General features: G+C 57.1%; 13 protein-coding genes. 1 reads left to right on the top strand and 12 read right to left on the bottom strand.

The features are described 5' to 3' along the window. Positions 1 to 2: 2 nt before the first annotated feature. The 12 genes from QXG22_03565 to QXG22_03620 are packed head-to-tail and all read right to left on the bottom strand — an operon-like array spanning position 3 to position 10,169. A complete protein-coding gene (locus QXG22_03565) occupies positions 3 to 1,148 on the bottom strand; it encodes a PLP-dependent aspartate aminotransferase family protein (GenBank protein MEM0359073.1) in 1,146 nt (381 codons plus the stop codon). A gap of 8 nt (positions 1,149 to 1,156) precedes the next feature. Beyond that, positions 1,157 to 1,729, bottom strand: coding sequence for an MBL fold metallo-hydrolase (locus tag QXG22_03570; protein MEM0359074.1), 573 nt, complete (start codon positions 1,727 to 1,729; stop codon positions 1,157 to 1,159). A 4-nt stretch (positions 1,730 to 1,733) separates the two neighbouring features. After that, positions 1,734 to 2,579, bottom strand: a complete 846-nt coding sequence (locus QXG22_03575; GenBank protein MEM0359075.1) for a DUF2099 family protein — start codon at positions 2,577 to 2,579, stop codon at positions 1,734 to 1,736. Then, positions 2,545 to 3,186, bottom strand: coding sequence for a methyl-coenzyme M reductase I operon protein C (gene mcrC, locus QXG22_03580; GenBank protein MEM0359076.1), 642 nt, complete (start codon positions 3,184 to 3,186; stop codon positions 2,545 to 2,547). Before mcrC ends, QXG22_03575 begins: the two co-directional genes overlap by 35 nt. Then, positions 3,183 to 3,557, bottom strand: a complete 375-nt coding sequence (locus QXG22_03585) for a methyl-coenzyme M reductase operon protein D (protein MEM0359077.1) — start codon at positions 3,555 to 3,557, stop codon at positions 3,183 to 3,185. The genes mcrC and QXG22_03585 overlap by 4 nt, the downstream gene beginning before the upstream one ends. A 3-nt stretch (positions 3,558 to 3,560) precedes the next feature. Beyond that, complete coding sequence (locus QXG22_03590) at positions 3,561 to 4,511, bottom strand: methanogenesis marker 7 protein (protein MEM0359078.1); 951 nt, start codon at positions 4,509 to 4,511, stop codon at positions 3,561 to 3,563. A gap of 2 nt (positions 4,512 to 4,513) precedes the next feature. Beyond that, positions 4,514 to 5,191: a methanogenesis marker 17 protein gene (locus tag QXG22_03595; GenBank protein ID MEM0359079.1), complete on the bottom strand. Its 678-nt coding sequence runs from the start codon at positions 5,189 to 5,191 to the stop codon at positions 4,514 to 4,516. Continuing rightward, complete coding sequence (locus QXG22_03600; GenBank protein ID MEM0359080.1) at positions 5,188 to 6,408, bottom strand: methanogenesis marker 15 protein; 1,221 nt, start codon at positions 6,406 to 6,408, stop codon at positions 5,188 to 5,190. The genes QXG22_03595 and QXG22_03600 overlap by 4 nt, the downstream gene beginning before the upstream one ends. Continuing rightward, positions 6,405 to 6,842, bottom strand: a complete 438-nt coding sequence (locus QXG22_03605) for a methanogenesis marker 5 protein (protein ID MEM0359081.1) — start codon at positions 6,840 to 6,842, stop codon at positions 6,405 to 6,407. The genes QXG22_03600 and QXG22_03605 overlap by 4 nt, the downstream gene beginning before the upstream one ends. After that, the gene (locus tag QXG22_03610; GenBank protein ID MEM0359082.1) at positions 6,839 to 7,267 is read right to left on the bottom strand and encodes a methanogenesis marker 6 protein; all 429 of its coding nucleotides are present in this window, start codon (positions 7,265 to 7,267) and stop codon (positions 6,839 to 6,841) included. The genes QXG22_03605 and QXG22_03610 overlap by 4 nt, the downstream gene beginning before the upstream one ends. Continuing rightward, complete coding sequence (locus tag QXG22_03615) at positions 7,264 to 8,787, bottom strand: methanogenesis marker 3 protein (protein MEM0359083.1); 1,524 nt, start codon at positions 8,785 to 8,787, stop codon at positions 7,264 to 7,266. Before QXG22_03615 ends, QXG22_03610 begins: the two co-directional genes overlap by 4 nt. Continuing rightward, the gene (locus QXG22_03620) at positions 8,787 to 10,169 is read right to left on the bottom strand and encodes a methyl-coenzyme M reductase glutamine C-methyltransferase (protein MEM0359084.1); all 1,383 of its coding nucleotides are present in this window, start codon (positions 10,167 to 10,169) and stop codon (positions 8,787 to 8,789) included. Before QXG22_03620 ends, QXG22_03615 begins: the two co-directional genes overlap by 1 nt. A 19-nt stretch (positions 10,170 to 10,188) precedes the next feature. On the opposite strand from QXG22_03620, the gene QXG22_03625 reads away from it, so the two are divergent. Continuing rightward, positions 10,189 to 11,922 carry an ATP-binding cassette domain-containing protein gene (locus QXG22_03625; GenBank protein ID MEM0359085.1) on the top strand — a complete coding sequence of 578 codons (1,734 nt, stop codon included), beginning with the start codon at positions 10,189 to 10,191 and terminating at the stop codon, positions 11,920 to 11,922. The last annotated feature ends 6 nt before the right edge of the window (positions 11,923 to 11,928 follow it).

Genomic DNA, 11,928 nt, shown 5'->3' on the forward strand with positions numbered 1-11,928 from the left:
TCTCACCCAAAACTCAATGCCTTCTCCAAATCACTTATTATATCTTCCGCATCCTCCACCCCCACCGACATCCTCACCAATCCCTCCCCTATCCCTATCCTCTCCCTCTCCTCTTGGGGAAGGGAGCGGTGGGTCATGGAGGCCGGATGCTCTATGAGGGAAGAAACATCACCCAGACTGACCGCGCACCTCACCAGTTCAAGCTTGCCCATCATCCTGTAAACCTCCTCCATTCCCTCCAGCTCGAAGGCCAGCATTCCACCAAAACCTTTCATCTGCCTCCTGGCCAGCTCATGCTGCGGATGGGAGGGGAGCCCTGGATACTTCACCCCCTTCACCTTCGGATGGGAGCTGAGGAACTCCGCCACCTTGAGGGCGTTCTGACTGTGTTTCTCCATCCGCAGGGGAAGGGTTTTGAGTCCCCTCACGATCAACCAAGCGTTGAAGGGACTTATCGCTCCCCCCGTGAGAACCAACATCTTCCTAGCCTCCTCCACCAATTCCCTTTCCCCCACCACTATTCCTCCAAGGGCATCCCCATGACCGCACAGGTACTTGGTGGCGCTGTACACCACCACCTTCGCTCCCAGCTCCAGCGGTCGCTGGTAATAAGGGGTCATGAAAGTATTGTCCACCACCACCTCAGCCCCCTTTTCCTCCGCCAGGTCACCCACCTCCTTCAGATCCACCAAATCGAGGGTCGGATTGGTGGGGGTCTCCAAGAAGAGGATCTTGGCCCCCTTCCTCAGAACCCCTTCCACCTCCTCCCTTTTCCTGGGATCGAACATCTGCACCTCCATCCCCAGCCTGGGGAGGAGGTTCCTCATCAGATTGTATGTCCCCCCGTAGACCGCCAAAGAGCAAGCCATCTTCTTCCCCTTCTCCGCCAGGGCAAGGAGGGAGACTAGGATGGCCGCCATTCCGGAAGCCGTGGCCAAGGCCGCCTCCCCTCCCTCCAGGAGGGCCATTTTCTTCTCCAGCACCTCTTGGGTGGGGTTTCCGTGTCTGGTGTAAACGTACCTGGGAGGGAGTTCCTTGCCGAGCACAAAGGTGGAGGTCTGGTAGATGGGAACAACGTGTGCTCCCGTCAGGGGACAGGGCTCCTCACCCCCATGGACCGCCTTGGTGGCGAAACCCTTCCTCTCCATTTTCCCCCTCAAACCCTCTTCCTCACCCCGAAGGGGAGGTCATGCCCCGGTATGATCACTTCCGCCACTTCCGCTATCCTCCGCATGCTTTCCCTGGCCTTTTCCGCATTCGTGTGGATCCTGGGGATAATCCCCTCCTCATGATGCTTTCTGGTTGGGATGGCATCACCCGCCACCACCACCCCTTCGAAGAGCACCGAGAGATGTCCTTCCACGTGACCGGGAGTTTCCATCACCCTCACCCTCGCCGAAAGCTTGGAAGGACAGGGGAGATACCCATCCACACCCGTCCTCTCTATTTCGAGGGGATGGGCGTAATGCTCCGCCTCGAACTTATCGTTACATCCCATGTGATCCGGATGGAGATGGGTGTTCACCACCATTTCCACCTCGGAGGGATGGAAGCCGGCTCTCCTTATTCCCTCCAGCAATAGGGGCCAATCCTCGGACAGGGCGGTATCCACCAGGATCAGCTTTCCATCGTCGATGAGAACCACAGAGGAAGAGGCGTACTGGACCGAAACTTCATCGTAAATCACCTTTCCTGGCTTCACCAGGTAAATTCCTTCCCTCACCTTCATGTTCTCAGCGCAAGGGGGAGGGAGGACGGGGAGTTTCAACCTTCACCGCCCTCTCGCTTTTCCCCACCTTTTCCTCCTGCATCCTCAGCACCCTTTCCCCAAGCTCCGTCAGGGCATAAACGGGGATGCTCTTTCCGAAGGAGGCCCTGGCCGAGGGACCTATCTTCTCCCTCACCACCTTCGAAGCACAGGCATGAACCATGTCCGCCTTCAGAAGGTATGGAACTAGCTCCTCCCCTATTCCCGTCGTATGGATCACGATGATCAAAAGGAGAGCCCCCTTCTCCCTCTCCACCCTCCTCATTTCCTCTATGAGGGTGGCCTCCGTACCCATCACCGTCACCCCTATTTTACGATAACCCAACGAAAGGGCCTTCTTCACCCCTTCCACTTGGTCCATCTTTGCCGTGGAGGGATCTAGGACCACTGCCCCCTTTTCCTCCAGTCTCCGTATCACCTCGGGAAGGGGACTCGTCTCGAGCAGGGCGCTCATGGCCATTCCTATGCCCTGAACGAGCTCGGGTTTATTCGTGATCACGGTCCCAGCCCCATCGCAGACCGTCACCGTGGTTTCTATTATCCCCCTCTCCAAAGCCGTGGCCAAACACTCCGAGGCCCCAAAGCCCACACCCAACACCTCCAGCTCCAAGACCCTCCGGGGGGTGGAAAGCCCCAAGAGCTCCATCCTCCTCTCCATGGATTCCCTCACCCCCTCCCTACTCCTTTCCCCCTTTCCGCTGAGGGCCTCGAGCACGGGACAGAAGCGAGTGAGGGGTTCCCCGACGGAAACTATTTTTCCTCCCTCCACCACCACCCTAGCCTTGGCCACTTCCCAAACGTGCCTGTCCATCCTTTAGCCTCTCCATCCAATACTTCACTTTTCCTATGATCTCGTCCAGTTTCTCCTGAGAGCAAGTCTGTCCTCTTATCACTCCCGTCACCACCTCCACCACCATCCCTTTCGTCTCAGGAACTTCTGGCTCATATTCCCTCGTTCTTATCCCAGCCTCTGCGAAATCCTTCATGGTGACGGGTGCCTGTGAAACCACCACGGCAGGAAGGGCAACGTTTCGGAGGAAGACCTTGACCTTGGGTATGAAGTGCCTCGGAACGTTTCCCACATGGATGAGGGCCAGCTTGTGCCTGCGTATCTGTTCCTCCTCCTCTGGAAAGAGGTTGGAATAGGCAGCACCCACCACTTGATCCATGAGTTCTTCTGGAGGACCTATTCCCATCTTGAGCACGAGCACGCTGACGTTGAAGCCTGCCTCCCTCAAACCATAGGTGATCTCACACACGGGCTTGGTGATGTGCCTAGGACTGGGGCCCATCGAGAGAACGATGATGTCCGGTTCAGCGGCCTCCGCGAGCGTCCCCCTTTGGGCCAGACCCCCTCCCAGTCCCAAACCAGCCGTCTCCCTGCAGTCCACCACCCTGCACTTCCTTCCCAGTCTCACTCCTCTCCTCCCTCCAAAAAACAAGTGTCCATTCTGAGCACCAATCTCCTCCCGCTCAGGGGTTCCTTTTCCATGGTGAACCTCCCCACTTTGAGCTCGAATCCGTAGGGGAAGACCCGCTTGCAAAGCTCCCTGATGGCCTCCAGCTCCTCCAAACTCTCCATTTCCACCCAGAACTTCCCCACCTGGATGCGGAGGATGATCTTCTTCCCCCCAACTTCTATGTACCTCCGGTAGTAAACGGAGGGACCATGCATCATCACCCTCAAGACTCCCTTTATTTCCCTCAGTCCGTTGAGGAATTTGGAAACGGTCTCATCGCTGGGCAGTCTGTAGGGGAAAATCTCAACCTCTGGCTTCTGGGCCTCCACCTCTTAAACTTCCATCCCTCCGCTTATAGCCCTGACTCCTTTCGGAGAGAGCTCCAATCTCGAAAGTGGGAGGAGGTCCACCAGGATATAATCTCTCATCAAAGAGCGACGGATTTCGGCTATCTCTCCCAGCCTATAGCCCGCCACCTCCATCTCCCTCAACACTCCCGCGAACCTGGAGTAGGGAAGCTTGACCCTCACCCCCTTTAGCCTCGGGGTGACGGGGAGGGGGGCTCCGCATTTCCTGATCTCCTCCAGCCTGTTCTCTATCTCTCCCTTCAAAACCAGGGGTGAGAGAAGGGGAGGATCCAACGAAATTTTTTTTCTCCTTTCCTCAAGCGCTTTCTCCACCGCCCTTGCCACCTCGTCCAGTTTCCCTATCTCCGTGAAGGTCCTAGTCCTGTACGGAAGCCTTCCCATTCCTGAAATGTAGGAGAAGGCGTAGGGAAGGGAGGGAAGCTCCGGACCACCCGTGACGATCACGGGAACGGAAAGATCCTTGAAGAGCTTCCACTTGTATTCCTTCAAGCAGTGCTCGAAATTCCCCAGCACGAAGACCGCCGCATCGTGTTCCTCTATCAGTTTCTTCTCCTCCACACCCAGCTGACATGTCCTCTGTCCCGGTCCTCTGGCCAGTCCTATCATGTTGGTCTTGGCACCCTCCCTGCGCAGGTACTCCGCCACATCGCAGAGGGGATGGGGAAGGTGGTGGCGGGTGATGGTGGGGGAAACCACCGCGATCTCAGAACCTATCAGGGGAAGCTTTTTCAGCTTCCCCTGCAGGTCCCTCACCAAATCCTCCACCACCCCCACATCCTCGTGGGGAACGAAGAAGGTGATGGTGACCTCCGTTCCTATCGTCCTGGTCTGTAAGACGGAGCCCCCCAAGTCCTCCACCAGCTCCAGGAGCTCCTGATGCCTGTAACCTCCACCCTCAAAAAGAAAGCCGGGCAACTCTACAACCTCCAGGGCATGGCCCCATCCTTGAACTTGGGAAGGATTTCGGCCGCCTCTACCTTTCTCCTTATCCCCTCCATTTTCTCCGGGGGAATGGGGGAGGGTGGCTTTCTCAGGGCCTCCTTCACCTCCTCGACCCATCCATCGGGAATGGGATTTTCAGAAGCCAAGATGAGGAGGGAGTTCCCTTCCCTCTCCGCATAGCGTACTCTGAAGCCCACGGGTATCACCCTCTCCAGGGCATCCATGATCCTCTCCCTCATCCTCTCCTGCGGATGGGAGACCACCAACCTCTCGAGCTCCTTCGCCGGCATCGCTCCAGCCGGTACCACCACTTCCCATCTATCCAGCTGCTCCAGCGATCCCCCAAACTTTTCCCTCAGGAGCTTGGCCAGGAAAGGGGCCTGCCCCTCATCCAGAAGCACCACATGGATTCCGTCCGCGGCTTCCTGCACCCTGGCACAGTCCATTACCCTTATGGGGGGAAGGGGGGGACCTAGAAGGGCCCTGACGGCTACGAGGGGTTTTCTCATGTCCACCAGGATCCTCAGCTCCTCCAGCGCCCCTCCAAGGGAAAGCTCCGAAAGGGCGTGCTCCGCTATCACCTTGAGCATGAGAACCCCGTAACCGTACTGGTAGGAGGGATCCAGGGATTCGACGAAAACCTTCTCGCTCACTCCCTCACCCCAGAAGCCAAGAGGGCTGCACCCACCGCACCCCCGAACTGCGGAAGGGGAGGAACCCTTATGTCCACCCTCAGGATTTCTCTCATCTCCTTCACCAAACCATCCACCAGGGCCGTTCCACCCACCTCTATCACGGGCAACCTGAGGTCTATCTCCTGGAGTTGCGTCTCGAAGACCTGCCTAGCCACGCTCCTGCAGGCCGCTGCGGCTATGTCCTCTCTGCTGTTCCCGCCCGCCAGTCCCGCCACCAGATCTTGGATCCCGAAGATGGCACAGTAGCTGTCCATCCTTACCTTTTCGGGATCACCCTTCAGGGCCAGCTTGCCCAAAGTGGGAACGTCCACTCCCAGTCTCGCAGCGGCTAATTCCAGGAACCTCCCGGAAGAACCCGCACATACCCCTCCCATCGTGAAGCTATCGGGAATGCCGTTGAGGAGGGTCATCACCTTGTTGTCCAACCCTCCTATGTCTATCACCGTGGCTTCCCCCCTCTGGACCCCCGATAGGAAGGCCGTACCCTTCGAAACCACCGTAAGCTCTTCCTGCACCAGATCCGCCTTAAGGACCTCTCCGAGGAGAAACCTCCCATATCCCGTGACCCCAACCGCTTCTATCTCCTCCTCCTTTACCCCGGCCTGCGAAAGCGCCTCCCTTTTCACCCTCTCGGCCGCTTCCACCACCTCCGTGGTGGGCGTCCAACCCGTGCCTATCACTTCGTTGTCCCTCATCACCACGGCCTTAGTGGTGGAGGAACCGGAGTCTATCCCGAGGGTGAGCCCCTCCTGCTTTTCCCTGGCCAGGAGGGTCTTCTTTTCGGCCAAGGTAACAAGGGCCTCCATCCTGATGAGGAGTTCCCCAAGCTTGGGCTTCTCGGTGAAGGAATACATCACCAACGGAAGGTTCGTGCGTTCCTGCAGGTACCTCCTCACCGCGTGCTTGACGAGCACACCCTCCGCACACCTGAAGCAGGTGAGGATGAGGGCAGCATCGGCCGGAACACCGTCGGCCAACGCCTTGGCCCTGGCTATCATGAGTTTGAGGTTGGGGCTCTGTACCTCCAATCCCATTTCCTCCACTGCCCTATCGATGCCCTCGAGGTCGACCTCGGGGAAAAAGAGCTCCGCGCCCACCATCCTTGCCGCCCTTTCCAGCATGGCCTGAACACCGCTCCACTCTGTACCACAGGAGAGCTGTGCTATCCTCGTCATCCCTTCAGCCCCCTCAAGAACTCCGCGATCTTTCTCACCATCTCCCTGGCTTCTTCCTTCGTTGAAGGGTACTCCACTTCCAGCATGGGAATCCCCCTCCTCTTCAGCATGTAAAGGACTTGGAGACTGGCCCTGGCGCAGCCAGAACAGCCAAAGGCATAATCCGGATTCTTCACCACCACTGCTGCCTCCGCCTGCTCCACGAGAGGACCCAGAACCCCCATCCTCCCCCTAACCCCCGAGGGGGCCTCTATGGATACGTACCTCAGTCCCCTCACCAGATCCTCCTCCGTGAGGTTGAGGGGAGGATTATCCAACCCAGGATCCCTCACCCTTTCTCCTATTTCCCTCCCGAGCGAGAGGGGGGTGTGACCGAATCTCTCCACCAAGTCGGAGAGGATGAGACTGTTGGGTGGAAAGATGAAGATTTTCACGGAAATTCCTCCACCATCACTTCCCTGAGTTCCTTCAGGGGGAGCTTTTTCCTCTTTTCCTTCTCCCTTACCTCCAGCTTCCCCTCCTCGAGTTCCCTCAGGGCCTCCTCTATGAGGGGAAGTTTTTCCACCTCGTAATCCAAGAAAGAAAAGCCCATCCTGGGGCTCCCTCCCCTGGAGGCCCTGCATATCCTGGGGTCTCCGGGAGGATAACCCCTTATCTTGGAGAAGATCCCATACCTATCCAGCTCCCTCGCACTCTTCAGGGCCTCTTCCAGCACTTCCTCCTCACCCTCCAACACCAGACCAAAACATGTTTCCTTCATCTTGGCCCTAACCCCCTTCTCCATCAAATACCTGCATAGAACCTCTGGAGTAAGCCCTGAGGTGGGGGAAATCACCAGGATGCGTCCCAACCTCTTCACCTTTCTTCCATCACGTATATCACATCACCCACTTCTCTGTTTTTTAGACCCTCCAGACCCTCAACCACCTCTCCTATCAGGTTGGTGGCTTCTAAAGCCTCACCGGTGGGTCCAAAGGTCTTGCTGGACTTCAGCCTGACCCCCAGCAAACCCGTAAGCCTGCGGAAAGAGTTGGTCACGCCCAGCGCTCCCTCCTTCACCTCTTCCTCTGGCACGTTTTCCGCAGGAAGGGATTTGAAAGTCTTACCCCTCACGCTCGAGAGGAGAAGGATCTCGTCCGTGAGGGCCACTACGCTCAGCTTCCCCACGCTGGATGTCACCATTTCGGCCACGGCCCTGAAATGGGCCACGCTCTTGGGTGCCCTATCCTCCCAAAGCCTCACCTTTATGACGGCGCTGGGATCCACTCCGAGAGTCGCTACCATTCCCTCCTCCCTGACCTCCAGCGTGAGCTCCGGTCTCTGCTCTATGATCACGGCTTCATCCCTCTCGTCACCCACCCTCACATGCCTTATCCCCTCCTCCTGCAGAAAACGGGAGGCCTCCCCTTGCGTCATTCCCACCACCACCATCCTCTTCGGAACCGTTTTGATGAGCAGCCTCTCACCCTTCAGCGTGTAATCCAACATCTCCACCCCCATCTCCACCCTGCCCACCACGCTGTGGTGGAGGGAGGGAGGCGCATCCTTGCGATAAAGATAGATGGATCCCGTCCTCCTCCCTGCGTTCCTCACGGTAACCGTTCCCCTGAACCTCATGGTGGTGTTCTCCCTGGGAAGGTTTTCAACGGGGATTCCGTCCATCGAAAGGAAAGCCGATCCCATCTGACTTATCCTCCAAACCCCTTCCCTGGTGAGACCGAGGAGGTGCTCGGCACAGACCTTCGCTTGGGGGAAGAGGACTACACGCAGGAAGGTGAAGATCTCCATCCCCTCTTCTACCCCTATCCTGGCTGGATTACCCTTGACCTGTTCCCACTTTTCCTTGAGCCTCGGACGGATTCCCAGCAAACGGTCTCCACGTCCCAGCCTTTCGAGCAGATGTCCTCCCCTCACCACCCTACCCAAGAGAGGTGCCTCCTGGGGCACTCCGTAAACCCCTTCATGGACCTCCCTGCTGAATCCCAGGAAAGCTTGGGAGGGATCAAAGCCTCCAAAACCCAGAAAGATCTCCCCTTCTTCGAACCTCCTTTTCATCCTGCTGGGTTTCAGCCCCTTGCCCCTGAGGTCGAAGGGCCCAAAAACCGCCACTTGTCTAGTCTCCCACCACATCCCTCCCTCAGAGAAAGAACGGAAATTTTCCTTCCACCAGGGAAGGATCCCTTCCTCTACTCCAACCGTAATTATCCCCCTCGTGGTCTCGAGCTCATATTCCCTCGTTTCCTCCCTCTCCTCCAGCCTCCTCATGACCAAGATCTTGCAATCCTCTCTGTAAGGTGCACCCAAACTCTCCAAGGCCTTCAGAACCGAAAGATGGGGGGAAACTTCCTTTTCCTCCCCATTCACAAAAATCCTGACCATCATTTTCCTCTACTTTTTTCCCTAAAAACGGTTCCCGAAAATCCCAGGAGCCTTTTGAGATCCCTAGTGTTGGCCCTTACCTCCTCCCCCTGCTTCTTCACTTCTTCCACCAACCTGTGATAGAACCCATCGGTGAGGAGGATGGGTCTCGAACGGGCGCAGGAGGCGGTGAGCATGAGATCCAGGGCCCTAGCCTCCGCCACCGTCAAACCCAACCTCCCCCACTTTCCCTCCTCCTTCTGGAAAACGGGATTTTCCTCCTCCGGAAGCCTGCACACTTCCTCCGCAAGGGGAGTTCCGGGAAGGGGGTCAGCTAAGCTGATGGTATACTCGTCGAGCATGAGTTCTTCCACCATCTCTTTCGTCTCCAAGTAGTCCTCCTCTGTCTCACCGGGATAACCCACGATGAAAGCCCCACCCACCTCCAGCCCCACCTCCCTAGCCTTCTCCACACCTTCCCAGATTTGCTCTACCGTAATTCCCTTCCTCATCTTCCTGAGCATCCTCGTACTCCCCGACTCTATTCCAAAGATCAGAAAACCTATCGTGTACCTCTTCAGGGCTTCCAACACCTCCCGGTCTACCTCATCCACCCTGAGGTCTGGAACGGAAACGTTCTTCGGACCCAAGAGCTTGCTCACCCTTTCCAGGAGATCTATAAAGTCCCCTTCCCCATCTCTGCCGTAATGGGTAGAAGTACCACCGAAAAAGGAAATCCTCCGTACTCCCTTTTCCATGAAGGCTTTCACTTCCTTCTCTATCTCTTCCGGCGGCCTGGACCTTACCCTGCGACCGAAGAAGCAGGGGACTTGGCAAAAACCACATCCCCCCAGACAACCCCTGTGAGTTTCGAGGTAAACTTGGGCTCCACGTATGTCCTGCTTCCAAACATCGGAAGGTATTTCCGGTAGGGGTCTTCCGGAGAGGTCTGGAGGTCGGCGGGGAGGGGTCTTGACCTCTTCACCTTCTCTGAGAAAAGCCACCCCCTCCACCCCTTCCAGCTCTCCCCTTTCCAAGAGGACCCCGAAAACCTCAGGAGCCGTCTCTTCGCCTTCCCCCACCACCACCGCATCCACCTCGGGAAGGGACCTCAAGACCAGCTCTGGTACCTGGGTGATGGGTCCCCCTATCACCACCTTTTTTCCACCCTTCTTCAGGGCAGGGACTAATCGAGCGGCTTCCCTGAGATGGGAGAGGGAGGTGAGACTGAGTCCCACTACCTCTCCCTCCAGTCCCTCCCAACCCCTCACCACCTTGACCCCATAACCCCTTTCCCTGAGGATCCCTCCTATGAGCATGGCACCGTAAGAATAGACTTCTGGAGAAGCCACCGTGACCTTCCTCACATCGAGAGAATGGGGGAGGCTTCCTTTTAGTTTCATCGAGGCTTTAATAGGGAGGATGGAAACTGACGAGATCCTCCTGAACGTCAAAGGGCTCTACAAAACCTACCAGCTCGAAGGGGGAGGGAAGGTAGAAGCGCTGGAAAACGTTTCCTTCGAACTGAAGAGGGGAGAAATCCTGGGTGTCATAGGAAGGAGTGGGGGAGGAAAGAGCACCCTCATCAGGATCCTGAGGGGCTCTCTCCCCTTCGAGCGGGGGGAAATAAGGATAGGTGGAATAACCATCACTCCCTCTTCCCCTCCGGAGATGGTTAGAAAACTGGGCGAGCTCACCGGTCTTCATCTCCAGCGCTCCTTCGGTCTCTGGGAGGGAACCGTGCTGGAAAATGTGATGAGGAGGCTCAACGCCTTGGAAACGGGGGATGAAACCGCACCCCTTCCACCCGAGGATTCTCCGGAGTTTCAAGAGCTTAGGGAAAGGGGAAGGAAGATCCTCGAGAGAATGGGGCTAGCGCACAAAGCCAACCACCCTGCCTTCACCCTGAGCGGTGGGGAGAAGCAAAGGTTGGTGCTCGCCAGGCAGCTGCCCCTAGCAGGGAGATCCCCCCTCCTCTTACTCGACGAACCTGTGACCATGACTTGTCCTGCCACCAAAAGGCAGGCGGTGGATGAGATAAAGAGGGTCAGAGAGGAGTGGGGGGTCTCCGTGCTGGTGGCCTCCCATCTCCCCTCCCTTCTGCTAGCGCTCTCCGACAGGGTGATGTGGTTGGAGAAAAGGGTGGTGGAGATAGGTGCTCCCAAGGAGGTCATTTCGCATTTCCTCTCCGGACTGGAGCCCCCCCTCCCCCTCTCGAAACCCAAGCGCAGGATCCTCCTCCATGTCAGGAACTTGCGTAAGAAGTACTATGCGGAGGTTCTGAGGGAAACCTTCGAGCTCCAGGGTGTGAGTTTCTCGGTCAGGGAAGGGGAAATCCTATCCATCGTTGGACCTTCCGGGGTGGGAAAAACCGTGCTCCTTCGATTGCTTTCGGGTTTGGAACTCCCCGACGAGGGGGAGGTAATCTATAGGATGGAAGGGAAAACGGTAGACATCACAAAACTCAGCTATCGTGCTATGGAGGTCAGGAGAAGGATAGGGAGGATCCACCAAGAACTCGACCTCCCCTACCATGCGACCGTGAAGGAACTTGCTATGGCTAGGGTGGGGGTGAAAGGGGAAAGGGCCCTCGCCCACGCCAAACTGAGGGCCAAGGAATTGGGCCTAAAAGAGGAAGTGGCGGATGCCCTCTACAGGCTCACCGATTATCCGGAAAGGGAAGCGGAAGCCAGGCTGAGGGAGCTGGGACTGGACATGAACCTCGTGAAGGAACTCTTCCCCGTGGCTCCCTGGCAGGCCGTTTCCAAGATAATAAAACCCACGCTAAGGCTCTGTCGCCTGCCCGAAGAGGCGGTGGAAAGGAAAACCTTCGAGCTTTCCTGGGGGGAAAGGATAAGACTGGCCATTGCCCTGGAACTCCTCTTCCGTCCCCGCATCCTCTTCCTGGATGAACCCTTCGGTGACTTGGATCCCCTCACCCTCCGCGGAATAACCAACGTTTTGAAGCTCCTCAACAAGGAGTTGGGCCTCACCATGATCGTGGTGAGTCACCATCTTGATTTCGTCCGCGAGGTTTCCCATAGGGCCCTTCTCCTCCTGAACGGAAGATTGGTGAAGGAGGGAAGCCCGGAAGAGGTGATAAGGGCCTTCAGGGAAATTCCAGGTGCGGAATTCCTCTCCGAGCTCGAAGGGTAGGTTTTT

The organism is Candidatus Hadarchaeales archaeon, from assembly GCA_038736355.1.
In the GTDB taxonomy this organism is placed as follows: Archaea; Hadarchaeota; Hadarchaeia; order Hadarchaeales; family WYZ-LMO6; genus WYZ-LMO6.

Coding starts and splice junctions, on each gene's coding strand:
- QXG22_03565 (MEM0359073.1), bottom strand. CDS start 1,148: ATGGAGAGGAAGGGTTTCGCCACCAAGGCGGTCCATGGGGGTGAGGAG.
- QXG22_03570 (MEM0359074.1), bottom strand. CDS start 1,729: ATGAAGGTGAGGGAAGGAATTTACCTGGTGAAGCCAGGAAAGGTGATT.
- QXG22_03575 (MEM0359075.1), bottom strand. CDS start 2,579: ATGGACAGGCACGTTTGGGAAGTGGCCAAGGCTAGGGTGGTGGTGGAG.
- QXG22_03600 (MEM0359080.1), bottom strand. CDS start 6,408: ATGACGAGGATAGCACAGCTCTCCTGTGGTACAGAGTGGAGCGGTGTT.
- QXG22_03615 (MEM0359083.1), bottom strand. CDS start 8,787: ATGGTCAGGATTTTTGTGAATGGGGAGGAAAAGGAAGTTTCCCCCCAT.
- QXG22_03620 (MEM0359084.1), bottom strand. CDS start 10,169: ATGAAACTAAAAGGAAGCCTCCCCCATTCTCTCGATGTGAGGAAGGTC.
- QXG22_03625 (MEM0359085.1), top strand. CDS start 10,189: ATGGAAACTGACGAGATCCTCCTGAACGTCAAAGGGCTCTACAAAACC.